General features: G+C 52.5%; 24 protein-coding genes and 1 tRNA gene. 9 read left to right on the top strand and 16 right to left on the bottom strand.

Features of this window, described 5'->3' with window-relative positions:
* Position 1: 1 nt before the first annotated feature.
* Entirely contained in the window at positions 2–934 is a 933-nt protein-coding gene (locus GUC22_RS17235) for a peptidase (protein WP_160183663.1), read from the top strand.
* A 36-nt stretch (positions 935–970) separates the two neighbouring features.
* On the opposite strand, the gene hspQ is transcribed toward GUC22_RS17235, so the two are convergent.
* A complete protein-coding gene (gene hspQ, locus GUC22_RS17230; RefSeq protein WP_004871541.1) occupies positions 971–1288 on the bottom strand; it encodes a heat shock protein HspQ in 318 nt (105 codons plus the stop codon).
* Between the two features lie 60 nt (positions 1289–1348).
* Positions 1349–2551, bottom strand: a complete 1203-nt coding sequence (gene rlmI / locus GUC22_RS17225) for a 23S rRNA (cytosine(1962)-C(5))-methyltransferase RlmI (RefSeq protein WP_004871539.1) — start codon at positions 2549–2551, stop codon at positions 1349–1351.
* Between the two features lie 190 nt (positions 2552–2741).
* Here rlmI and GUC22_RS17220 point away from each other — a divergent pair, with 190 nt between their 5' ends.
* Genes GUC22_RS17220 through yccX form a run of 3 tightly spaced genes read left to right on the top strand, consistent with a single transcriptional unit; the run spans position 2742 to position 4433 of the window.
* Entirely contained in the window at positions 2742–3296 is a 555-nt protein-coding gene (locus tag GUC22_RS17220; protein WP_004871536.1) for a YbhB/YbcL family Raf kinase inhibitor-like protein, read from the top strand.
* Positions 3297–3311: 15 nt separating this feature from the next.
* Positions 3312–4100 (top strand): helix-turn-helix transcriptional regulator, encoded by a 789-nt coding sequence (locus GUC22_RS17215; RefSeq protein ID WP_004871534.1) that lies wholly within the window; start codon positions 3312–3314, stop codon positions 4098–4100.
* Between the two features lie 51 nt (positions 4101–4151).
* Entirely contained in the window at positions 4152–4433 is a 282-nt protein-coding gene (yccX, locus tag GUC22_RS17210; protein WP_004131057.1) for an acylphosphatase, read from the top strand.
* On the opposite strand, the gene tusE is transcribed toward yccX, so the two are convergent.
* Entirely contained in the window at positions 4430–4759 is a 330-nt protein-coding gene (tusE, locus tag GUC22_RS17205; RefSeq protein ID WP_049131195.1) for a sulfurtransferase TusE, read from the bottom strand. The genes yccX and tusE overlap by 4 nt on opposite strands.
* Positions 4760–4848: 89 nt before the next feature.
* The gene (gene yccA, locus GUC22_RS17200; RefSeq protein ID WP_004100829.1) at positions 4849–5508 is read right to left on the bottom strand and encodes an FtsH protease modulator YccA; all 660 of its coding nucleotides are present in this window, start codon (positions 5506–5508) and stop codon (positions 4849–4851) included.
* A 267-nt stretch (positions 5509–5775) separates the two neighbouring features.
* Here yccA and GUC22_RS17195 point away from each other — a divergent pair, with 267 nt between their 5' ends.
* The 4 genes from GUC22_RS17195 (at position 5776) to GUC22_RS17180 (ending at position 9264) form a co-directional block, all read left to right on the top strand.
* The gene (locus tag GUC22_RS17195; protein ID WP_049086018.1) at positions 5776–7404 is read left to right on the top strand and encodes an ABC transporter substrate-binding protein; all 1629 of its coding nucleotides are present in this window, start codon (positions 5776–5778) and stop codon (positions 7402–7404) included.
* 141 nt (positions 7405–7545) lie between these two features.
* Positions 7546–7633 (top strand) — tRNA-Ser (locus GUC22_RS17190).
* A gap of 327 nt (positions 7634–7960) precedes the next feature.
* Positions 7961–8752: an ATP-grasp domain-containing protein gene (locus tag GUC22_RS17185; protein ID WP_160183662.1), complete on the top strand. Its 792-nt coding sequence runs from the start codon at positions 7961–7963 to the stop codon at positions 8750–8752.
* Positions 8753–8805: 53 nt separating this feature from the next.
* Positions 8806–9264 carry a hypothetical protein gene (locus tag GUC22_RS17180; protein ID WP_049086019.1) on the top strand — a complete coding sequence of 153 codons (459 nt, stop codon included), beginning with the start codon at positions 8806–8808 and terminating at the stop codon, positions 9262–9264.
* Between the two features lie 245 nt (positions 9265–9509).
* Here the strand turns inward: GUC22_RS17180 and GUC22_RS17175 are convergent, their stop codons facing one another.
* The 11 genes from GUC22_RS17175 to GUC22_RS17125 all read right to left on the bottom strand — a co-directional run bounded on the left by GUC22_RS17175 (position 9510) and on the right by GUC22_RS17125 (position 20122).
* Entirely contained in the window at positions 9510–10802 is a 1293-nt protein-coding gene (locus tag GUC22_RS17175) for a haloacid dehalogenase-like hydrolase (protein ID WP_049086020.1), read from the bottom strand.
* 443 nt (positions 10803–11245) lie between these two features.
* Positions 11246–12658, bottom strand: a complete 1413-nt coding sequence (locus GUC22_RS17170; protein ID WP_160183661.1) for an OprD family outer membrane porin — start codon at positions 12656–12658, stop codon at positions 11246–11248.
* Between the two features lie 49 nt (positions 12659–12707).
* Positions 12708–13484: an SIS domain-containing protein gene (locus GUC22_RS17165; RefSeq protein ID WP_224233260.1), complete on the bottom strand. Its 777-nt coding sequence runs from the start codon at positions 13482–13484 to the stop codon at positions 12708–12710.
* The gene (locus tag GUC22_RS17160; RefSeq protein WP_024359663.1) at positions 13463–14629 is read right to left on the bottom strand and encodes a glycoside hydrolase family 88 protein; all 1167 of its coding nucleotides are present in this window, start codon (positions 14627–14629) and stop codon (positions 13463–13465) included. The genes GUC22_RS17165 and GUC22_RS17160 overlap by 22 nt, the downstream gene beginning before the upstream one ends.
* A 9-nt stretch (positions 14630–14638) precedes the next feature.
* On the bottom strand, positions 14639–15343 hold the full coding sequence (locus tag GUC22_RS17155) for a sugar isomerase domain-containing protein (RefSeq protein ID WP_024359662.1): 705 nt from the start codon (positions 15341–15343) through the stop codon (positions 14639–14641).
* Positions 15344–15346: 3 nt separating this feature from the next.
* Positions 15347–15838: a PTS sugar transporter subunit IIB gene (locus GUC22_RS17150; RefSeq protein WP_014837995.1), complete on the bottom strand. Its 492-nt coding sequence runs from the start codon at positions 15836–15838 to the stop codon at positions 15347–15349.
* A gap of 27 nt (positions 15839–15865) precedes the next feature.
* Positions 15866–16645 carry a PTS system mannose/fructose/sorbose family transporter subunit IID gene (locus tag GUC22_RS17145; RefSeq protein ID WP_024359661.1) on the bottom strand — a complete coding sequence of 260 codons (780 nt, stop codon included), beginning with the start codon at positions 16643–16645 and terminating at the stop codon, positions 15866–15868.
* Entirely contained in the window at positions 16638–17420 is a 783-nt protein-coding gene (locus tag GUC22_RS17140) for a PTS mannose/fructose/sorbose/N-acetylgalactosamine transporter subunit IIC (RefSeq protein WP_160183660.1), read from the bottom strand. The genes GUC22_RS17145 and GUC22_RS17140 overlap by 8 nt, the downstream gene beginning before the upstream one ends.
* Before the next feature lie 3 nt (positions 17421–17423).
* Positions 17424–17861 (bottom strand): PTS sugar transporter subunit IIA, encoded by a 438-nt coding sequence (locus tag GUC22_RS17135; RefSeq protein ID WP_024359660.1) that lies wholly within the window; start codon positions 17859–17861, stop codon positions 17424–17426.
* Positions 17858–18589 carry a GntR family transcriptional regulator gene (locus GUC22_RS17130; RefSeq protein ID WP_024359659.1) on the bottom strand — a complete coding sequence of 244 codons (732 nt, stop codon included), beginning with the start codon at positions 18587–18589 and terminating at the stop codon, positions 17858–17860. Before GUC22_RS17130 ends, GUC22_RS17135 begins: the two co-directional genes overlap by 4 nt.
* Before the next feature lie 324 nt (positions 18590–18913).
* Positions 18914–20122 carry a pyridoxal phosphate-dependent aminotransferase gene (locus tag GUC22_RS17125; protein WP_049131191.1) on the bottom strand — a complete coding sequence of 403 codons (1209 nt, stop codon included), beginning with the start codon at positions 20120–20122 and terminating at the stop codon, positions 18914–18916.
* A 68-nt stretch (positions 20123–20190) separates the two neighbouring features.
* On the opposite strand from GUC22_RS17125, the gene GUC22_RS17120 reads away from it, so the two are divergent.
* Positions 20191–21288, top strand: coding sequence for a glutamine amidotransferase-related protein (locus GUC22_RS17120; RefSeq protein ID WP_024359657.1), 1098 nt, complete (start codon positions 20191–20193; stop codon positions 21286–21288).
* Here GUC22_RS17120 and GUC22_RS17115 read toward each other — a convergent pair.
* The gene (locus tag GUC22_RS17115) at positions 21272–22195 is read right to left on the bottom strand and encodes a dihydrodipicolinate synthase family protein (RefSeq protein ID WP_024359656.1); all 924 of its coding nucleotides are present in this window, start codon (positions 22193–22195) and stop codon (positions 21272–21274) included. The two genes, GUC22_RS17120 and GUC22_RS17115, sit on opposite strands and share 17 nt — an antisense overlap.
* Between the last annotated feature and the right edge of the window lie 10 nt (positions 22196–22205).

Genomic DNA, 22205 nt, shown 5'->3' with positions numbered 1-22205 from the left:
GATGAGGGAAGTCATCGCGCTACTGCTGGCGTCCTGCTGCAGTTCGCCGCTGCTGGCGCGCGATGTCGTGCAGGTTTCGCGCTGCGTTCCCGGCTCCCTGCTTCATGAGCATCGTCTGGAAAAAACGCACGTGGTCGATGACTTTCATATTTACTACAGCCTGCAGGGCAAAGATGCCCTGCGATATCCGCAGGACAGTACCGGCGATGGCGTGCCGGACGTTATAAAAGATATTGGTCGTCAGCTACAGGCGGCGCAATATCTCTACACGTCGCGGCTGGGCCTGCGCTCGCCTCTGCGGCAGAAGATTTATGCCCAGGCCCGACAGATTAACCTCTATCTGCTGGCGCTTCCTAAAGGTCATGGCCTTGCCTTCGATCGCGTGGCGGCGGAAACGATGAGCGACGGAACGGCGCTGCCCTGCGGCTTAAAAATCGTGCTTAACGCCGGGCTGCAGCCCGCGCGCAACGTTACGCCAGCCCATGAATTATTCCATTTATACCAGTACGGTTACGCGGTTTTTAAACAGAGATGGTACCTGGAGGGAATGGCGCGTTGGATGGAAAATGCCTTCAGAGCCCCGGAGAAAAGAGTTTCGCCGCTGGCTGAGCCTTCCGGGTGTGAAAGTAATTTCTCGCGCGGCTATGGGGCGGCGAACTTCTGGGCCAGCTATGCGCAGCAGTATTTTGCGCCAACAATACTGCCTGAAAAAGCGCTAACGTACCGTTACGCTGACGGGAGTCCGGTGTTTAAAACTCTGGTTTTGCCCGGCGGTACGATGCTGGCGCCTTTTTTTCAGCAGCTTGCGCTTACCAGCGAGGGGATTTCCCGCGCAATGAAGCGGGCAAACGACCGCTGGAGTGAACAACAGCAGCGTGACGGACAATTCAATAGTCTGATTTGCCAGGCGCTGGCAAATGCCGCGCAGAGATAAAGGGCAATAAAAAACCCGCAACGCGGGTTTTTGAGATCAGTTACGCAATCTGGGAGCCTGCAGCTGCTGGCGAATGGTTCGCGCCAGTTCGTCCAGCGACGGTTGCTCCGGATGCTCATCGCTGGCTTCGCTGCTCAGCTGCGCTTCTGCAAGATAAGTGTGAATCGGCTGACCATCATCGTCCTCCATCACCACGTGGTACCAGGGCGCAAGACGCAGTTCGTCGTTAGCGGCGATTTCGTCCTCCTCCGGCTCCGTGAGCGAGTACTCTGGATCGACATCGACGATCACGCCCAGGTAGCCCAGAAGCGTGTGGCGAACTTGTTGGCCGATACCGAATTTGCTGGCTATCATAAGCACCTCCCGGGAGACATGATTACCTGCTATATGCGGGCCGATTCTCCATTTTTCAAGTTACATGATGCGGCAAGCAAACCCTTTCAGATACAGCCCCTCCGGGTAGGTTGCTATCACCGGATGATCGGCAGCCTGGCGGAACTGTTCTATAAATTGTACATCACGTCCGGCATCCAGGGCGGCATCGGCAACGATTTTCTGAAATAAATCGGTGGTCATCAGGCCGGAACAGGAGAAGGTCAGCAGGATGCCGCCGGGATTCAATAGCTGAATCGCCAGCATGTTGATGTCCTTATAGCCGCGGCAGGCGCCCATCAGCTGGCTTTTATTTTCCACAAACTTCGGCGGATCCATCACGATAACATCGAACTTTTCCCCGGCGTCACGATATTTACGCAGCAGCTTGAAGACGTCGTCGCGGATGAACTCCGCTTTTGACAGGTCCAGCTTGTTCAGCTCAACGTTCTGTCTGGCGACGTCCAGCGCCTCCTGGGAGGTATCAACGCTGACAACCTGGCGGCAGCCGCCCATTAGCGCGGAGATGGCAAAACCGCCGGTATAGGAGAAGCAGTTCAGCACGCGCTTATCGGCGACGTAGCGACGCGTCGCCAGACGGCTGTCGCGCTGGTCAAGGTAATAGCCGGTTTTATGGCCGCCCTGAATGTCTACCAGCAGCTGCATACCATGCTCGGTAATCGGCAGCAGGGCAGGCGGCAGCTCGCCGACAACCGGACCCTGCGCCAGCTCCAGCCCCTCTTTTTTACGTACCGCGACGTCGCTACGATCGTAGATAGCGCAGTTCGGGAACAGCGTTTGCAGCGCGCTGACAATCGCCGCGCGCTGGTATTCGGCACCGGCGCTCAGCAACTGCAGAACAAAAAAGTCGCCAAAACGGTCGATGGTCACGCCCGGCAGGCCGTCGGATTCACCGGCTATCAGGCGATAGCTATCAAGCCCGTCGCGGGCTGCCAGCCACTCGCGCCAGGTTTGCGCCTGCTGAAGACGACGCTCGAAAAAGGCGTTATCAATGGCTTCATCGCGATCGAAGCTCCAGACGCGGGCGCGGATCTGCGAAGACGGTGAATAGGCGCCGCGGGCCAGCCATTTTCCCTGCGAATCAACGATATCGATGGTCTCACCTGAACGGGCTTTACCTTCCATTCGGGCGACGGCGCCGGAGAAAATCCACGGATGGCGACGCAGCAGGGATTTCTCGCGTCCTTTGGTTAACACTAAGCGGGGGAAAATGGAGTCTGTCATGGGCTACCTTTAAGCAACGGGAATGTCGGCACCGAAAAAATGGCGCGTAGGTTAGCACAAGTGGCTGCGGCAAGCACCATTCCACCGGTATCGACAGGTGAGCGTTTCGGCACAAAACGCAGGCGCTTTGGCACAATAAAAATCACGCCGCGATCTTACAGTATTTCCTCACCTGACGGAGGAAAATACGATGAAAACAGGATTGAAAGTCGCTGCCGCGATAATGGTCATGATAAGTGGAACGGCGATTGCCGCGCCGTTTAGCGTCAGCAGCGCGGATATGCGCGAAGGAGACGCTCTGGCGCAGAGGCATTGGTTTGGCGGCTTTGGCTGCACCGGCGGCAATATCTCACCGCAGATCGCCTGGCAAAATGCCCCGGCGGGTACCCGCAGTTTCGCGGTGACCGCTTACGATCCTGATGCGCCAACCGGGAGCGGCTGGTGGCACTGGACGGTGGTGAATATTGCCCAACAGGCGACAAGCTTAGCCGCTGGCGCCGGAGACAAAAATAACGCTAAACTGCCCGCCGGGGCGGTACAGGGGCGCAATGACTTTGGCTATGCCGGCTTTGGCGGCGCGTGTCCGCCCGCCGGCGATAAACCGCATCGCTACCGCTTTACGGTATGGGCGCTGGATATCCCGACGCTGCCCATTGACGGCGAGTCCAGCGGGGCGTTAGTCGGATTTATGTTACATAGCCACGCCATCGCCAGCGCGCAGATAACGGCGATGGCCGGAAGATAAAATAAGGGCAGCCTGATGCGGAACATTAATTTTCACCATAACGCGTTAACGGCGGCGGAAATTACCACCCGACGATTATGCAAACTGCACCGCGTCACGCTGTTCGCGCCTGCGATCTGCCGGGTAAACCGCGGCAGCAAAGTGATTGTGCAGGGCGCCAGCGAGATGCTGGCAACGCCGCAGCAGCTGATCATTTTGCCCGCCGAGGTTGAGCTCGAGGTGATTAATCAGCCGGAAAACGGGCTGTTTTGCTCCGATCTGCTCTCATTAACCCCGGAGCTGCTGGCGGATTTTAAGAATCGCTATATGAGCGAACCACAGGCTGGCCGTCTGACGTCGCTTTGCGCGCCGCTGGGGGCGGAACTGTCGTTTATGTGGCAAAGCGTCCTGCAGGCGGTACGGGAGGGGCTCAGCGGCGAACTGCAGCATCATCAGGCGATGGGGCTGCTGCTGGCGCTGTATCAGGCCGGATACGCCGGGCCGCTGCTCAACGAACGGCGCGAGGATCTAACCGGCCAGGTCAGGCAAATTATTATGCTGTCGCCTGGCGATGCGTGGAGCGTAGCGAAAGTGGCTAAAATGCTGTTTCTGGGAGAGTCGACGCTGCGCCGCCGTTTGCAGCAGGAGTCCCGCAGTTTCCGCCAGATCGTGGAAGAGGTCCGTATGGCCTACGCGCTGGGGCAATTACAGTCGACGTCGCGGCCCATTGGCGAAATTGCGCAAAACAGCGGCTACCAGTGCGGATCGCGCTTTACCGCCCGTTTTCGCCAGCACTACGGCGTACTGCCAAAGCATGTACGCTGAAAGAATTTGCTATCCTCTGTAGTGAGTCATTGTCCGGAAAGGAGAGAGAATATGGCAACGGTTTGCACGATGGCGTGGGTCTACGGTTCCGTTCAGGGCGTCGGGTTTCGCTATTCGACCCAGCGCGAGGCGCTGCAGCTTGGATTAACCGGATACGCGCGCAACCTCGACGACGGCGGCGTGGAAGTGCTGGCCTGCGGAGAGGCTGAACAGGTGGAGAAGCTCATCGCCTGGTTGAAAGCCGGCGGGCCGCGCAGCGCGCGAGTTGACAGGGTTCTGACCGAGCCCCATCAGCCCACCAGAGAGTGGCAGAAATTCGCCATTTTGTATTAGATGCACTTTACCGGCTTGGGCAGACCGGCGATTTTCGTCGCCTGCTTAGCCGGGCCTTTCGGAAACAGGCGGTAGAGATAGCGGCTGTTGCCTTTCTCTTCGCCGAACTTGTTCGCCATCGCCTTTACCAGCATACGAATCGCCGGTGAGGTGTTGAATTCCAGATAAAAGTCGCGCACAAAGCGCACCACTTCCCAGTGCTCAACGGAAAGGCTGATGCCCTCCTGCTCGGCGATAACGGCCGCCATCGCTTCGTTCCACTGGGTTGTGTCCTTCAGATAGCCTTCGCTATCGGTTTCTATTTCATTACCGTTAAAGATAAACATGATTCTTCACATACCGCTGAAAATGGCGGCAGTGTAGCAAAAAATAAGGCCCCGCATAAGCGGGGCCTCAGAACGACCGGGGGAGAGAATTAGTCTCTGCTGGCGAACCCAAGGATGCTCAGCAGGCTGACGAAGATGTTGTACAGCGAGACGTACAGGCTAACGGTCGCGCGGATGTAGTTGGTTTCACCGCCGCGGATGATATTGCTGGTCTCAAACAGAATCGCGCCTGAAGAGATCAGGATAAACACCGCGCTGATAGCCAGATGCAGGGCCGGCAGCTGCAGGAAAATGTTGGCGACCATACCGATTAGCACGACCACCACGCCCGCCATCAGCATGCCGCCGAGGAAGGACATATCTTTACGGGTGGTCAGCACGTAGGCCGAGCAGCAGAAGAACACCAGCGCGGTACCACCCAGCGCCAGGCCGATTAAGTCTCCCATGCCCGCAGACAGGTAGGCGTTAAGCATTGGCCCCAGGATGTAGCCCAGAAAACCGGTAAAGGCGAACGCGGAAATGATACCCGTTGGCTTATTCGCCGTTTTATAGGTCAGGAACATCAGGCCGTACATACCGACCAGCGTCAGAATCAGACCCGGAGAAGGCAGCATCAACACGGTGCTGGCCGTCGCCGTAATGGCCGAAAATGCCAGCGTCAGGCTAAGCAGGAAATAGGTGTTCCGCAGAACTTTGTGCGTGCTAAGCAGCGATGAACGGTCACGCGACGATGTAATGATACGATCCATGAGTCACTCTCTTATGACAGATGTAATTAATAACGAAGCATAAAAAAATCAAGGCCGAAGCCATAGTGCTTTTACCCATCTTTACTCAAGGCATGCGGGCTGAATGCAGCATTTTATTCCAGAAAAATGAAAATGCGCGGTATGTTTATTTGTTCGCCTTCTGAAGCCAGATCGAAATCTGATAACTCACTGAAAAATATTGCGTTAATGCCATTCTGCGACTAACTCTGGAGAGGGTACAAACGAAGCGTAACAAAGGCAAGGGATATGAAATCACAAAAATATAATCACATCACACGCGTACTACTGGCCGTCGGCCTTTTCTCCATGGCTATTCCGGCGCTGGCCGCTCAGGTGCCGCCGGGAACGGTGCTGGCGGAGAAGCAGGAGCTGGTCAGAAATAACGGCAGCGAGCCGTCGTCGTTGGATCCGCATAAAGTGGAAAGCGACGTTGAAAACAACATTATCAGCGATCTTTTCGAAGGGCTGGTCAGCGTTTCGCCAGCAGGAGAAATTCAGCCCAGGCTGGCGGAGAAGTGGGAGAATAAAGACAACACCGTCTGGACGTTCCATCTGCGCCCCGGAGTGACCTGGTCCGACGGTACGGCGATTACGGCGCAGGATATCGTCTGGAGCTGGCAGCGTCTGGTGTCGCCGCTTACGGCGTCCCCTTACGCGAGCTATCCCGGCAATATGCATATCGTCAACGGCGCGGAGATAGCGCAGGGTCAAAAAGCGCCCGAGACGCTGGGCGTCAAGGCGCTGGATGATACCACCCTTGAGGTGACCTTAACTCAGCCGAATGCGGCTTTTTTGGCGATGCTGGCGCACCCGTCTCTGGTTCCGCTCGATAAAGTGCTGATATCGCGCTACGGCGACAAGTGGACCAAACCGGAGCATATGGTGACCAGCGGGCCCTATAAGCTGTCGCAGTGGGTGGTGAATGAGCGCATTGTGGCCGAGCGCAATCCGCGCTACTGGGATAACGCGCATACGGTCATCAATAAGGTGACCTACCTGCCGATAAGTTCTGAAACCGCCGACGTCAACCGCTATAAGGCGGGGGAGATCGACATCGTCTATACGGTGCCGATTAATCAGTTTGCCCAGCTCAAAAAAACCATGGGCGATCAGCTGGATGTTTCGCCGCAGCTGGCCACCTACTATTACGAATTCAACACCACCCGGCCGCCGTTTAACGACCCCCGCGTGCGACGGGCGCTCAATATGGCCCTCGATAAAGACATTATCGCGGAGAAGGTGATGGGGCAGGGGCAGCGTCCGGCCTGGCTTATCAGCCAGCCTGACATCGGCGGGGTGAAGCTGCACAATCCCGAGTACGCCAGCTGGCCGCGCGATAAGCGTATCGCCGAGGCGAAAAAGCTGCTGAGCGAGGCGGGGTATAACGAGTCACACCCGCTGGTCTTTAATCTGCTCTATAACACGTCGGAATCGCACCAGCGAATTGCAATCGCCGCCAGCTCAATGTGGAAAAAGAATCTTGGCGTGGAGGCGAAGCTGCAAAACCAGGAGTGGAAGACCATGCTCGACGCCATGCATACGCATAATTTTGACGCCGTGCGCTACGCGTGGATAGCCGACTATGACGACGCCGCGACGTTTCTCAACAACTTCCGCACCGGCGACAGTGAAAATACCAGCCAGTACAGCAACCCGGTCTACGATGAGGCGCTGCGCAATGCGGCAAAAGCTTCTGACACGACGGCACGGGGCAAGTTCTACCAGCAGGCGGAGGATCTGTTAGGTCAGGATGTCCCGGCCATTCCGGTCTATCACTACGTGCGCACCCATCTGGTCAAGCCATGGGTAGGCGGATTTACGCCGGATAAGCTGGGGTATTACTACAGCAAAGATATGTACATCAAAAAACATTAACCTGCAGAGGGCATTTTGCGCTGAAAATCTGCGCAAACTGCCTGAATTTCAGTCGAATAACGCGTTTTTGTTTAATTTTAAGGCAGTTGAATAAATTGGTGCTTTACAGCCGGAACAGAGGTGTTTATAGTGCGCCTCATTGGAAGCGTGGCCGAGCGGTTGAAGGCACCGGTCTTGAAAACCGGCGACCCGAAAGGGTTCTAGAGTTCGAATCTCTACGCTTCCGCCAAATTCTAAATAAAATCAATAGCTTGAAGAATGGTTTTGATTTTATAGTGCATAAAGTAGTACAAAAAAGCCCGTTTATACGGGCTTTTTTTACATCTAAAGTCCGTCCTTTGCTCAATAAATATCCTTTCAAATACTCATCGTTCAGGTGAGGGCTAATGCATTTCGAAGTGGGCTCTGTAAAGACGTCAGTGAATAATCCTCCCGGCGTTGAGTCATTTAACACGCTCCGAGCAGATAAACAGGGGAGTATATAAATATACATTACTGCCAATAGAGTGTTACGTTACCCATAATATAGACAAATATTGAGAAAAGGATAGGTTCCATGCAAATAATTTACCCAAGTGATTACTTTAATCTGAATAGAGTTGATGAAAATTATGAGGATGAATTCAACTGTGCAAGTGATAACGGAGTAAAATGTGTTTTGCTATCATCACAGCATTTATTAGATAGCAAAATTAAACTTTCAGGAAACCTTGAGGCGCATGCGCCAGTTATTTGGCGAGGCTGGATGCTTAAACAGAAAGAATATAAAACATTATACAATACTGTTAAAAGCCATAGTGCGGAAATGTTAGTTTCTCCTGATGATTACGCTTCTTGCCACTATATTACGGGCTGGTACGGAACATGTAGTGATTATACACCTGAAACTATTTTACTTACTGAGAATGATGATTTCGAAAAAATTACATCCCGATTAAAATGGCCTTCATATTTTGTTAAAGACTATGTTAAATCACTTACGACATCGCGTGGTTCGATAGCGAAAAATGCCGAGGAAATACAGGGGATTTTAGCCCATATTAAACAATATCGCGGAGAAATTGAGGGTGGTGTCGTGCTTAGAAAGGTTGAGGACCTAAAACCCGAAACAGAACGTAGATATTTTTCATTCTATGGAAATGTCTACTCTGCTGATGATGTTATCCCTACTATTGTTCATGAAATAGCGAAGCATATAAGCTCCCCTTTTTTCTCAATAGATATGGTTGAGACAGCTTCATCCAATCTTCGTTTGATCGAAATCGGCGATGGGCAAGTTTCAGATATTAAAGAATGGGACGTCCAAAAATTCGTTAAGATGATTGTAAAGGCCAGCGTGTCTGGATGAGTATGTTTTAATATCAGCCTGGTTTTAAGTCTTCAGGATATGAGGCTCAAGGTATGAATAAAGTTAACAATATATATACTTGTTTTTTTAAATTGCTTGGTAAAAAAATTATCAAGTATGAAACGGCCGAGATTTATTTTGATGACTGGGAACCCTGGAATGATTTACCCATAAGAATCTACTTTGATGGTGGTGAGGTAATCTCTATTGCCTGGTCTAAATTTGATGAACTATGGTTAAGTAATGATCTAACACTTCCGTTTTCGATTGAGTATAATCAAGTTCGCTGGGTGACAAATAGTCCAAAAGAAATCAGTGGATGTCTAAATAATAGGATATCATCGGTAAAACTTGGTGTGGATTATTTGGTTATTGAAAATAATAAAATAGAAGTATTTACACATTTGTTGGTTTATACAACTAACGGAATTTTGGATGTGTTTAATAATCTGGATGAAAATGGTTATTCTTTGACCTCAGGTTTTGATGACAAAACAATGGATATTGTATAGAGTGCTTATGTCATAACTTGAATGTTGTTATTAAAGTTGCTGGATTTAATATGTTCATGCTTAAAAAGGAATGTTTGATTATACTGCGCAGTATTATGGTTTTTAATCCTTTAAAAGTATCAATGTAAGGCGTTATTATAAATAATGTACTATGACAAGGTCATGATCTTATATTTAAAGTAATTAATATCATTTCACTAGCAATGCCCCCGTTTCAAGTAAGAGGCATTGCTGTAAGTCGATACCTATGGTAAAGATACTTCGTTATTAGTGCCCATCAGTATGCTACTTTGTGATGATAAAAATTCCCCTTTATTTTCATCTCTTCCTTGTAATAATATTTTTGCATCATCTTTATTATAGTCACGAACGGCTTTAGCTGATAACTCACCGATAATAGTGTCAGATGCGCGTAGCCGATTAATAATAAGAACACACTTTGTGTCATTAAAGTCGGACATCATGTTTTGATCTCCTTCGCTATCGCCAGCAACTAATATTGGCCCGGTATTTTTGTAATGTTGTTGTATAAATTTTTTTATGGTTTCGGTTTTACCTTTACCTTGCGTCTGGGGATAGTATGGATCGAGGCTGTGAGTCAATCTACCTTCTTTATCATATAAGGGATGCATTGCATAGACATGAGACTCAGGAACAGAAAAACCATATTTTTCTGTAGTAACGATGCTTTTTATCACATCTAAAGCAGAAGCGGAAATGACATAAACATCAACTCCTGCCTGCTGTAGGTTTTTATATAATGTCTGCATTTCTGGGACCAGCCTAAATCCATTTTTCCATGTTACTGATACGATACCAGCTCGGCCAGCCATATCTGCTGGGCTTACCCATGTCACCTTTTCGATAGGCTGGTTATTTTGCCACTCAATAGTATCGTGCACTAAATCAGCTACTTCTTTTTTGGACATGCCAGAAAAAAGATACGTCACCCATGGATAAGATACCTCATGGTCGAATGACCCACCTATTGCATCATATAAATATCTCATTTTCACTATAAAATTCATATAATTAGAATCTTTCTTAATTTCATCAAGCGTTTTATTACCCGCAAATCCGCTGTAATTATTGTATAGCCATGTGTAGCTATCAATAATGTCTTGACCAATGAGGTTTATATTAACCGGTTGATGATTTTTATTATTATAATCCGAGTTAAAGTCTGAAGGCGGTATATCTTTATAAATTATCTCTTTCAATGTCTCAGGTTTCATCGAAAATTTAAGGTTTTCTAGTTGATATATAAGCGTTGCCTCTTCGATATCCAGAAAAGCTGTTGTGTTGTCAAAATCAAAAACAGCATATAAAGAATGCGCTGGCTTCTGCTTTGCTTCTTGAATGAGTCTGTCAATTTTTCTTGAGTTGAACTCGTCCCAATTGCCGATAACTATTTGCTTTTGTTGGGGAATTGCAGTTTCTAAATTTTGTGACACTTGATTTGTGTTACTGGCACTGGCCGTTGTTCCATATACTCCAAAAAATACGGATAGTAGTGCATATATTATTGTCATTTTCATGATTAATTCCTTTTTTAGGGTGCATTACCATCTGTAGCAAAAAGTAAAAGCCAGCTATATCAAAAATTGGCACCCTGATCATGAATGTGATGGTTATCATATTTTATGAATATATGAAAATGGTGAGGGAGTAAGCCAGAATTATCTACAGAGAAATGTTTAGTATGACAAGGTAGCAGGTCAAAAACAGTTCGAACTATCTCCGAATGTTATTTTAATGTCACTTATCTATCTACGGCTAGTCCTGATGGTTCTTTTGCTTTCTTCGGCATCGTGCAATCCTGTCATACAAACCCCGAGCTATTTAATCGCTCGGGGTTTTTTCTTATGTGCCGCTATTCAGTATGCCATTCGGTTGAGTAACCCGCTCTGGCCGTTTGAAGCTGACAGGTGCGGTTCCCTTCGCAAAGTCCCCCCTCATGCGCTGTTGAGGGGGCGCGGACTCAGAAGATATTGATGCTGTAGCCGACGATAAACTTCACGTCGTTACGATCGGTTTTATAGTTGCTGTCTGTCGCCCGGAAGAGCGCCGGGAGCAGGGTAAAGGAGAGGCCTTTCGCCATGCCGTCCGCCACCAGATAGCGAGCGGAAAGATCGAACGACACCATGCTCCCGTCGTACTTTCTCGCCGAACCGGTTTTACAGACATCGCTAACCACGTGCCAGCCGTAGGTTCCGGCACCGCCCAGGGTTAACTCCGGTAGATTCAGATCGGCAAAGTTATAACTCACGCCAAAACGAACCGCGCGGGCGCCGGAAACGTTAAAGTCTTCCAGCTGCGACAGCGTCGGCTGATAATCACGCTTATCGGAGTTCGCCCACGGGGTTAAGCGGAAGTTGTAATCTCCGGTGTTCGGGGCGTAGTTCTGGCTATAACCAAGGGACCACACGGTGTTGTCGTGGCTCAGGTTAAAACCAACCCCCACATAATATTCCGTTGCAGGATCTTTTATTTTCGACAGATCTTCAATGTAGCGCGCGCCCTGGTAGAAGAGCTTACTCTGCAGGGAGACATCCTTTGTCAACGTATCGTGACGCTCTACCTGTGCCTGCCAGTTGCGACGGTAGCCTTTACCTTCGCCATAGCCCACGTCAAGCACGGTACTGCCAAAGTTATAGACTGCGCCCACCGTGTGAATGTAATCGATGATTGCACCGGCTTTAATGGTTTTGCCGTTGTCATCGAGTCCGGCGGCGTTGTTCTGGTGCCAGGCCGTGGTCATCGGTTTAAAATCACGGCTCCAGTCGTTCTTGAAGCGGTCGGCCCAGGCGTAGGTCAGCCTCAGTTTGTCGAGGGTCAGGGCACTGTCAAACCCGCGAAAAGCGTGAGGGTTGAGGCCCCAACTGCTTTTTACGGTACCGGAGTTAATGGGGGTATAGCCCGCGGCCAGCTTGAAATTGGTGCCTGCATCGCCAAGGTTGAGCTTGAGTGCGGCAACCGACACGCTCATGTAGGACCTCTCGCACGGGCTGAACTTGCCCGGCTCGCCGCAATCGTAGTCGTAGTAAAGGATCTCCGACTGACCGACGGTATGCCCGAGTTTAATGTTGGCGTTGCCCCAGAAATCAAAGCCAATAACGTCCTGGTAATAGCCTGAAATATAGCTAATCGCCACGTTACCGGTCTGGTTCTGGATCCCGGCTGGACCCAGTCCGTATTTACCGGTCGTGGAGTCTTTTACAGCACGATGACGAATATATAGTGAGGTATTGAGATTTAATTTGCCTTCATCATAAAACGCTTTCTCAAACTGAGAAGGCGCTTCATAATCCGTTTCTTCTTCCGCAAAGGCATCTGCGGCAATAAAAAGAAACAGCGGTGTACACAGAGAAACTCTGAGTCTATGAGTTGTCATTATTATATACCTTATAAAACCATGTATTATAGGGCGAGGGATGTACTGTTTATTTAAAACTCGTGTTATTTATGAGCTCCGGGATTTGCGCACCGTATTTTTCGAGAAGATATTCATTATGTTTTGCGGAATTCGCAATGTTACCGCTCAAAAATACCGGCAGAGATTTATTTTCACTCCCCAGGTTCGCTATGATTTCCGCGAACAGGGTATGCATAATAAACAGTCCGGTCATTGAGGAAACCGGCGCGAACGGCGTTGCATGCTCTGTAAGGGAAAGCACCGCATCACCGATTGGCACCTGGTTATCAATGGCGACATCCACGCAGTCCCGCAGCTTAAGGCCAGCCTTGTGCTTCGACGGCTGGGTCTCGGCATACAGAAAGCTGGTCAGCGCCAGGGTAAATGCCCCGTGCTGTTTTGCCCAGAGTGCTGCATCGACCGGAGCGGGGTTAATCCCGGAAGTTGAGATAACAATCAGCGCATCTTTACTGGTGATCGAGAATCTCTCCAGATGCTCAGCAATATAGTCATTCTGTTTTTCATAATATGATGAAGCCGCCGCCCCCTGATGTAACATTAAAGGTTCGATAAATATTGGCCGAACCGGGGCGATACCTCCGGCACGATAAAATACATCTTCAGCGAAAATATGTGAGTGGCCGCAGCCGAAAATATAAATTACACCTCCCTGGTTAATGATTTTTGCCAGTTCCACGGCGGTGGAAGTGATTTTATGGCTTTGCTGTTGAGTAATGTCGTTAAGTTTTTTCTGGACGATATCTAAATAGCTCTGAATCATTGTCATAACCAGTATCCTGACCATTGTGGTTGGTAGACTCGGTATAACGCTTCCATATAGAAGTAATCTCCCCAGAGATTACATTCATCGATGCCTTTACCGAGGGCATAGGCGTAAACACCGTGTTTAAGTAAGCCTTCGCAGACATCATCCTCGCGGGCAGACGCGCCGCGCATTAATGCCAGCAGACATTGACGCGCCAGTGTCTGGTAACCGGCATCCGGAAAGTGCTTATGCGCTTCCAGCAGGCCGCAGACCGCAATCGCCAGCGCGGAGCTGTCTTTCGGGGCGTCGGGATCTGCAGCCAGCAGCAGATCCCAGGCGGGAACGCCGTCCTCCGGCAGGTAGCGGAAGAAATACTCGCAGGCCTGCTGCCACCGTTCGTAGTGGTCGGTTTCGCCGGTGGCCGACCAGTGAAGCGGGATGCCGAGAATGGCCCACGCCTGGCCGCGGGCCCAGCAGGAGTTATCGCTGTAGCCCTGAAAGGTTTTCCCGTGCGAAGGCGCACCGCTTGTCTGGTCAAAATAGAAGGTATGGAAAGTGGAGCCGTCTTCGCGAAAAATGTTGTTGATGACCGCCGCATAGTGGCGTTCAGCCACTTCCCGATAACGTGATTCACCGCTGATCTTTGCTGCCACGTGGAGCAGGGGAAGGTTAATCAATGAATCGATAATAAGCCGGTACTCCTGCGGGTCGTTAAGCATACCCCAGGCCTGGATAAAACCGGCGCTGTGGTGAAAACGGTTTACCAGCAGATCGGCCGCCGCCAGAATAAGCGGGGTTAGCGCTTCGCGCTCCGTCAGTTTCCAGTACGCGACTGCCGACAGGCTATAAAGGAAGCCGATATCGTGGTGATCGAGGACGTAGTGCGCCGCCAGGCGGGCTTTAAAACTCGCCACGTTGCGTTCAACGCCGTCCAGGTATGCGCGATCGCCGCTGAACTCCCAGGCCATTGCCTGCATCCCGGTCCAGAATCCGTTGGTCCAGTCGTTATTCTCTTTCAGAACGTAGCGATTATTGAGCGTGCAGGCTGAGGGGAATTTCTCGCCGTACAGACCCATGTTACGTGCGATCCGCCGCGCGCACGCCGTCAGCTCATCCCGACAGGCGTCGGGCGTGAGGGCAGGAAAGGGCAGCGGTGTGAGGCGATTCGACAGACTCTCTTTCATGATTTTTCCCTACAGCGTGAATACGCGCTCTTTGTACTGACTCATCAGCATGTCGTTGTATTCTTTACCGCCGGGCAGATTGATGCTGCGCATCACCGGCGGCGCGATACCTTGTTCCAGCAGCATCTCGATGCAGCGGATCACCACGTTATTGATGATGAAGGCCGCAGACAGCGAGGACACCGGACCGGTCATGATGTTGCCGTTATCCATACTTAGCGTGCAGTCACCGGACGGGCAGCCGTTATCGAGAATGACATCGGCATAGTCGCGGATGCTCTCGCTCGTTGGCGTCGACTCACCGGCGTAGCGGGTGATAACCACCAGCTTCAGCCCCCTCTCTTTGACCTTGCGTGCCAGCTCAACGTGCAGCGGTTTAGTGCCGGAGTTGGAGATAATCACAAAGCAGTCTGACTCGCGCAGATCGAGCAGCCCGGAGAAGATGTCGCCAATCCCTTTCAGCGAATCAAACCAGCCGGTTGGTCCATAGAACTGGTCAATGGCTTTGGTATTGACCAGGCCGCCTGCACGACCGGCCAGCTCAACCGCCGCGGCAAACGAGTGGCCGGAGCCAAAGCCGTGAATAATGCCGTTGGCTTTGACGCACTCGGCAAACAGCGCCGCCGCCTGCTCAACTTCAGCGCTCTGAGTAAGAAACACCTGATTCAGCGTTGCTAAAACATGCTGATAATACTGCTGCTGATGTGGTGACATCCCTTATCCCTTATCGGCTTTTAAAAACGTGGTGATACAGGCGTTCGGCTCTTCCGGCGTCATCTGCGCCGTCACCGCCACGCCTTTTTCCAGAAGCGCGTTGATGGCCGCGATCTCAGCATCGTTGACGCTGACCGAGCGTTTGATCTGGCGGCGATCGTCTTTGTTGGACATATTGCCGATATTGAGCTGGGGGAGGGCAATCCCGGCGTTCATCAGCTTCAGCGCCAGCTCCGGGGTCTTCAGCAGGATCAGTACGCGCTGACCGTCGTAGTTGCCGGCGAGGATATTGGCGCTGGCTTTCTCAAAAGAGAGAATAGAGGTGTTGCAGCCTTCCGGGGCTGCACTGCGCAGCAGCATTTTCTCTACATCGTTTGCAGCTACGGCGTCGTCAATCACCATAATACGGTTGGCGTTGAAGTGGCTTACCCAGCGGGTGGCCACCTGGCCGTGGATCAGCCGGTCATCGACACGAATATGCACAATACCTTTCATGATAAATTCCTTAAATCAATGTGTTACTTAACCGAGAATATTCAGGTTGTAGCCGATAATACCTAAAGCAATCAGGACAAAAATGACGCGAGTCGAGTTCATCTTTTTGAGCCCCAGCAGCCAGTAGGTGAACCCCACAACCAGCAGCGGAATAAGCCCGGGCATAATCTGGTCGGCAATGCTCTGCAGCTTGAGCGACACTTCGCCGTAGCTGAATTCGAAATTAAGATTCGCCTTCACCACCGAGGGGATAAGCGCCCCGATAACCGTCAGCCCGAGAATATTGGCTGCGCGGGTAATTTTGTTGAGGCTATTGGTCAAAGACCCCAGCAGGTTGACCCCTTCCTGATACCCCGTGCTGATGCTAAAGCGCATAAACAGCATGCGAACCAGGGCGAACAGTAGCCAGAGGACAAGCCCCACCGGGTTGCCCTGCAGCGCGAGGTACGAAGCGACAGAACCGATAATGGTGGTCGGAATAACAAAGAACAGCGTATCTCCGATGCCCGCCAGCGGTCCCATCAGACCGGTTTTGATTCCGGCAACCGCATCTTTGCCCGCAAGCCCGGTCTGCTCTTCCAGGGCGATGTTCACCCCGAGGATCCCCGGCGCCATGGTGTTGTTGGTGTTAAAGAACTGGCTGTGTACCTTCGCCGCATCCTTCAGCTCTTCGGGTTTTGCGTACTTTTTCTCAAGGAACGGATAGATGCTGTACAGATAGCCCAGACCCTGCATTTTTTCGTAGTTCCAGCCAGACTGACCGAACAGGAACCAGCGCCAGAACACGCGTTTTAGTACTTTATTCATCGCCCATTGCTCCATTTTCCGGGGATTCGGTAGTTTGCGTTACCTGTTTTTCTGAGTTGAAGACGTAAAGCGCAATTGCCAGGCCCAGCAGCGCGGCGCCCAGCACCGGCACTTTCAGATAGGCCGCCAGGAAAAAGCCCAGAATAAGAAACGAGATGTTCTTCTTAATCGGTAAATAGCGCAGCAGGATGGAGATACCCAGCGCAGGCAGTAGGCCACCGGCGACTTTAAGACCGTTCATGATGGACGCGGGGATCCAGGTCACGACGTCATTAACGAAGGTTGCCCCGAGGATCAGCGCCAACAGCACCGGCAGCATACGCGAGAGCGAAATAGGCACCTGGCCCAGCAGGTTCATCCTGGCCGCCGCCTTCACCTGACCCTCTTCAATCAGCCTGTCGGCCTTATGATGGATAAAGGTGTTGCTGAAGCGGGCGAGGATATCCAGCTGTACCATTAAGAGACCAATCGGCACCGCAATGGTTGCGCCAAACGCCGCGCCCTGGCCGCTGATAATCGCGAAAGTGGTACCCAGCACCGCACCGGTCATGTAATCCGGGATCGACGCGCCGCCGAAGTTGCCCACGCCCAGTACCAGCAGGTTCAGGGTGCCGCCGACGATAAGCCCGGTGGTCATATCGCCCATAATGAGACCGGCAAAGAAGCCCGCCATGCTCGGTTTCACTAACCCAAGCGTCGTGTTGTTGCCGTCGTATATCGCCAGCCCTGAATAAAGCGTCAGTAACGCTATCTGCCAGACCGCAATGTGCTCCATTTTTTACTCGTCTCCGTCATCTGTGTGGGCGGCAAGCGCTGCCTGCTGTAAATGGTAAATACCATCACGCGCCGTAGTTATTATTTCATTCAGCGAGGCTGGCGAGTGACTTTCATCAATTGCCATCGCCATTTCCAGAATTAAGTTTAAATTCATCCCAGAGAGCAGGGTGATATTATTCCATAGGTTGTTAGTGACAATAATCTCCATTGCGGAGTTATATGGCGAACCACTTTTTAAATCAGAGAGGATAATAATTTTGGATTCTGCTGCGCTAAGGATGGTGATTTTATCGAGAAGTTCCTGTTTAAATACTGCTATCCCTTTCTCACCATCCAGTTCAACTACATGAAGGTTTGGCTGCGCTCCGAGTATTAATTCTGTGGCCTGTCTGGCACCGCTGGCGAAACCCCCATGAGAGATTAATAATAATTGGTTCATCCTGCCCCCTTATCTGGCGTTCTTATTTCAATATAAAATGATTCTAACCGTTTCCAGGTCTCAATATATTCAATCACCTGACCTTGCTCGTCGTGGGTGTAGCGTTTCATCATGATAACGGGCTGGTGAGCCGTGAGCTCAAGGTGCTGCAGGACTTCTGGCGCAGCATCGGTCAGGGCACAGATGGTCTGCCGATAGGGCATGGTGTACATATCAAGACCATTGTTAACCTTAAAAGCCTCATAAATAGAGCTGAGTGCCGAATTCTTAATCGTCAATTGACTGGCGAAGTAGCGGGCCGGAATATGCGAAATCTGTAATGCATAAGGTTTGTTATTATCAAACTTTAAGCGCGCAATATGATAATATTTTTCATCATCATTTAACCCGAGTTTTTCTTTAATACACGGATCGTTTTCCAGTTCACAGGCGATAACTTTAACCGACTGCATGCCTTTTAAATCGTTATCTGATTCTGAGAAAACAATGTTCTCATTTCGTTTGGCTTTCGAAACAAAAGTGCCTTTACCCTGATAACGAATCAGGTAGCCTTCATTCACCATTTCGTGAATAGCGCGAATAACCGTGGCGGAACTGACGGAGTAACGCTCTTTTAATTCCGACTCACTGTAGAATTTTTCCCCGGGTTTAAAAGTACCGTTTCTTATTTCATCTAACAGTGCTGCCTTTATCACCTGGTATTTCGTTGACTGTGCCGTTGCTTTCATTGTTTCGCCAGTTTCTGTTTACATTTATTTTATTTCGTAGGCTTACGATACCCGTACCTGATTGTCCGATCAACCTCTCAACTCAACTTAACCGGTTAACCTGTTAAGTTATTTCCTGGACTGTGATGCATTTCGCAATTTCGCCCCGACGGAGGGGGCAGGGGCGAGGAATTTTTGCCGCACCGGCCGGGCGTGAACGCAAACTGATTGCCGCGCTATTGCGCTGGCGAGCTGAGAAAACGGAGCGCCCGCATTCAACAACCCCGGCCAGTACATCGCACGGGGTTTTCTTTTTATAGGGCGCCATCGTGGTGCTTGCGTGCCCTAACGCAGCTGCGCGCAGGCTTCGGCAATCCGCTGGCAGGCCTGCGTCAGCAGCCCATCTTCTACCGCGTAGGCGATACGTAAATACCCCGGCATGCCGAACGCAGAACCGTGTAACACGGCCACCTGAGTGTGTTCTAACAGCCAGTTAGCCAGCCCGCTGTCGTCGCGGAGGGTTTCGCCGCCAGGGGTCACCCGCCCAATAAGCTGCTGGCAGTTGGCAAAGACATAGAATGCGCCCTGGGGGATGCCAGCGCTCAGGCCCTCGGTGGCGGCAATCATCCCCAGCACCTGCTGGCGACGTTTATCCAACCTATGCAGCCAGCCGTCGAAGAAATCCGCCGAATGGTTAAGGGCCGCGATCGCCGCCGCCTGTGAAATGCTGCTGGGATTGGAGGTGCTTTGCGATTGCAGGATCTGCATGGCGGCAATCAGCCACTGCGGCCCACCCGCATAGCCCAGACGCCAGCCGGTCATGGCGTGGCTTTTGGAGACCCCGTTCACCGTCAGGGTGCGCGAAACCAGCTGCGGCGCGGCCTGAGCAAAAGTGATAAACGGGACATTGTCGTAGCGCAGCGGCTCGTAAATGTCGTCGGCCATCACCAGCACCTGCGGGTAATCCGCCAGGACCTCTGCCAGCGCGCGCAGTTCCCGTTCGCTGTATATCGCCCCGGTCGGGTTACCCGGCGAGTTGAGAACCAGCCAGCGCGTTGACGAGGTGAGGGCGGCGGCCAGTTGTTCCGGCGTCAGCTTCCAGCCGTGTTGTTCATCACAGGGCACAATCACCGGTTCACCGTCGGCCAGAGAGACCATATCCGGGTAGGAGACCCAGTAGGGGGCGGGAATAATCACCTGCTGCCCGGCGTCCAGGGTTGCCAGAAAGGCATTGAAAATGAGCTGCTTGGCGCCGCTCCCGGCGATGATCTCCTCCGCGCGGTAGTGCAGCTGGTTGTCGCGCGCGAACTTGGCGGCAATCGCCGACTTCAACGCTGCGGTGCCGGAAACGGCGGTATACTTAGTCTGGTGATGCACGATAGCTTCAATGCCCGCATAGCTAATATGGGCCGGGGTAGCAAAATCCAGTTCCCCTTCGCCCAGGTTGATAACCTGCTTGCCTGCGGCTTCCAGCGCCCGTACCCGGTCAGAAATGGCCGCCGTCGGTGAAGGGCGTACGGAAAGCATACGACGGGCGATTTGACTGTTATTCATAAATCCTCTTTTGTATCTAATGATTCAATTAATACAATTAGGCACCCAACATCAGCAGGAAACTCGCCGTGTCACCGATCTTTATTCTCGATAACAGCTCCGTCCCCGCCCGCTACGGTATCACCGCCAGCCTGTGGGCTAATCGTCTTGGGTTGCCCCTCTGGAGCCTTCGCCCCGACTTCGCCGGGGACGTTCCCGATAGTCATCAGCACGTCATTCGCGCAGGGTACTGCGTTACCAGCGGTCTCTGGCGCAGCGATACGCTGCGTGAAGAGGTGCGCGATATCGCCAGCCTGCCGCCATCAGACGCCGTTATTGTGCTGGCGTCCTCGCAGGCGCCGCTCATCGCCGACCTGCCGGGCCAGCGGCTTTACAGCGATGACAGCAACCACCGCCTGACGCTCAGCGACGGGCAACACACGCTGTTAGCGCTCACCCCCGACCGCTATGGCCGCTGGGATGCCGGGAGACCGTCGTCCGCCGGGGCGTCCTTGCGCATCGCGCTGATTGGCCGCGAGGCGGACCACCGTCTGGTCTATCCCGCCACGCTCGGCTCACTGGGCGATGCCGCGGCGTCGCTGGGGCTGAACCTGGATGTCCATTTCTTCGCGCCGGTCAGTCTGTCCGCCGAGTTACACGAACTTCACCTCTTCCAGGGCGTGGTGCTGCCAGGCGGTTCCTCAATGGCGGCGGTCAACGGACAAATCCGCGTGGCGGAAGATACGCTTAACCGCGGGCAGCCAACGCTGGGGTTGTGCCTGGGAATGCAGAGCATGATGACTGCTGCCGTGCGCCGGAGTCCGGGTTTCGAATCGGCCATTCCCGCGGAAGTCGCTCCGCATGAGGCTCTGCACAGCTTTGTTCCCTTTGCCGATGGTCGTCATCGCTGCGGCGTATTCCCTTTTTCCTCGGGGCTTATCCCCGGCGATGTCCGCGAAATGCACTACAACCATCGCTACTGCTTCAACACCGACTTATTGCCGGCGCTGTCCCCCGGCGGGGTCAGCGTGAGCGCGCAAAGCGACGGTATCGTGGAAGCCGTTTCCCAGCCTGAGCTGCCGTTCTGGCACGGAGTTCAGGGGCATCCGGAACTGATGTCCCGCCCGGATGCGCCCCATCCGCTGTTCGTCGCGTTTCTAAAGGTGGCGCTTAACGCGCCAGCGTAACCCCGCTGCGCTGGTCGCTGGCGAGCGCCTGCATGACGCGGGTTAGCTCTGCCAGCGCCGCGTCGCCGATCGGTTTTAACGGTGCGCGTACGGTGCCGCCGTTAAAGCCGCGCAGCGCCATCGCCGCTTTCACCAGCTGCGGCTGCCCGTATTTGCGCGCCAGGGCTCGATACGCGTACCACAGCTGATGCAAATCGCGGGCAGTGGCGGCATCGCCCCGTTCCACGGCGCGGAACGTATTGACGATCAGCTCCGGCAGCGCGCCGCTGTTGGTCGTGCTGATGCCGTCAAACCCGGCCATCATCGGTCCGAGGAAAGCCAGATCGGAGGCGCAGAACAGGCGCAGACGCCCGCGCAGGCGGTTGGCAATCTGGTCGATGGCGGTGGGGTTGAGATCGCCCTGTTTGATGCCGACCACATTCGGGATCTCTGCCAGCCGTTCCAGCAGCGTCGGGGAGAGGGTAATGCCGATGCCCGGCGCGTTGTACACCAGAATGCCGGTTTTGGATAACGGTGCCATCTCATTGAAGTAGCTGATGATTTGTTCGTCAGTGATTTCGCTAACAAAGGGCGCGGTGACCATCGGCAGGCCGCCCAACTCGCTTGCCAGAACGGTCAGCTCGCGGGCGTCGCGCGGATCGGAACTGGCGCTGCACAGCATTACCGCCACGCGGTCATCCACGCAGGCCATCACTTCATGAAACAATTCGCGGCGCTCTTCGACGGTCATTACCGGGAACTCGCCGTAGGTGCCGCCAATCAGCAGGCCATCATAGCCCAGACCAATCACGCGTTCGATGTTTTCACGCAACGCCGGGTAGTCGATCGCGCCGCTGGCGTCGAACGGGGTGACGGTGATGTTGAAAATACCGCGCAGGCGTTCACGACACTCATTGATATCTTTCATCTTTCTTTCC

The organism is Klebsiella sp. MPUS7 (assembly GCF_009905335.1).
Classification (GTDB): domain Bacteria; phylum Pseudomonadota; class Gammaproteobacteria; order Enterobacterales; family Enterobacteriaceae; genus Klebsiella; species Klebsiella grimontii.
Note: the sequence above shows the minus strand (reverse complement) of the source record. Positions and strands in the feature narration are given on the sequence as shown.

Coding starts and splice junctions, on each gene's coding strand:
- GUC22_RS17170 (WP_160183661.1), bottom strand. CDS start 12,658: ATGACAACTCATAGACTCAGAGTTTCTCTGTGTACACCGCTGTTTCTT.
- GUC22_RS17175 (WP_049086020.1), bottom strand. CDS start 10,802: ATGAAAATGACAATAATATATGCACTACTATCCGTATTTTTTGGAGTA.
- GUC22_RS17125 (WP_049131191.1), bottom strand. CDS start 20,122: ATGAATAACAGTCAAATCGCCCGTCGTATGCTTTCCGTACGCCCTTCA.
- yccA (WP_004100829.1), bottom strand. CDS start 5,508: ATGGATCGTATCATTACATCGTCGCGTGACCGTTCATCGCTGCTTAGC.
- GUC22_RS17165 (WP_224233260.1), bottom strand. CDS start 13,484: ATGGTCAGGATACTGGTTATGACAATGATTCAGAGCTATTTAGATATC.
- GUC22_RS17145 (WP_024359661.1), bottom strand. CDS start 16,645: ATGAATAAAGTACTAAAACGCGTGTTCTGGCGCTGGTTCCTGTTCGGT.
- tusE (WP_049131195.1), bottom strand. CDS start 4,759: ATGTTTATCTTTAACGGTAATGAAATAGAAACCGATAGCGAAGGCTAT.
- GUC22_RS17220 (WP_004871536.1), top strand. CDS start 2,742: ATGAAAACAGGATTGAAAGTCGCTGCCGCGATAATGGTCATGATAAGT.
- GUC22_RS17235 (WP_160183663.1), top strand. CDS start 2: ATGAGGGAAGTCATCGCGCTACTGCTGGCGTCCTGCTGCAGTTCGCCG.
- GUC22_RS17140 (WP_160183660.1), bottom strand. CDS start 17,420: ATGGAGCACATTGCGGTCTGGCAGATAGCGTTACTGACGCTTTATTCA.
- yccX (WP_004131057.1), top strand. CDS start 4,152: ATGGCAACGGTTTGCACGATGGCGTGGGTCTACGGTTCCGTTCAGGGC.
- GUC22_RS17160 (WP_024359663.1), bottom strand. CDS start 14,629: ATGAAAGAGAGTCTGTCGAATCGCCTCACACCGCTGCCCTTTCCTGCC.
- rlmI (WP_004871539.1), bottom strand. CDS start 2,551: ATGACAGACTCCATTTTCCCCCGCTTAGTGTTAACCAAAGGACGCGAG.
- GUC22_RS17215 (WP_004871534.1), top strand. CDS start 3,312: ATGCGGAACATTAATTTTCACCATAACGCGTTAACGGCGGCGGAAATT.
- GUC22_RS17155 (WP_024359662.1), bottom strand. CDS start 15,343: ATGTCACCACATCAGCAGCAGTATTATCAGCATGTTTTAGCAACGCTG.
- GUC22_RS17130 (WP_024359659.1), bottom strand. CDS start 18,589: ATGAAAGCAACGGCACAGTCAACGAAATACCAGGTGATAAAGGCAGCA.
- GUC22_RS17195 (WP_049086018.1), top strand. CDS start 5,776: ATGAAATCACAAAAATATAATCACATCACACGCGTACTACTGGCCGTC.
- GUC22_RS17135 (WP_024359660.1), bottom strand. CDS start 17,861: ATGAACCAATTATTATTAATCTCTCATGGGGGTTTCGCCAGCGGTGCC.
- GUC22_RS17150 (WP_014837995.1), bottom strand. CDS start 15,838: ATGAAAGGTATTGTGCATATTCGTGTCGATGACCGGCTGATCCACGGC.
- GUC22_RS17185 (WP_160183662.1), top strand. CDS start 7,961: ATGCAAATAATTTACCCAAGTGATTACTTTAATCTGAATAGAGTTGAT.
- GUC22_RS17180 (WP_049086019.1), top strand. CDS start 8,806: ATGAATAAAGTTAACAATATATATACTTGTTTTTTTAAATTGCTTGGT.
- hspQ (WP_004871541.1), bottom strand. CDS start 1,288: ATGATAGCCAGCAAATTCGGTATCGGCCAACAAGTTCGCCACACGCTT.
- GUC22_RS17115 (WP_024359656.1), bottom strand. CDS start 22,195: ATGAAAGATATCAATGAGTGTCGTGAACGCCTGCGCGGTATTTTCAAC.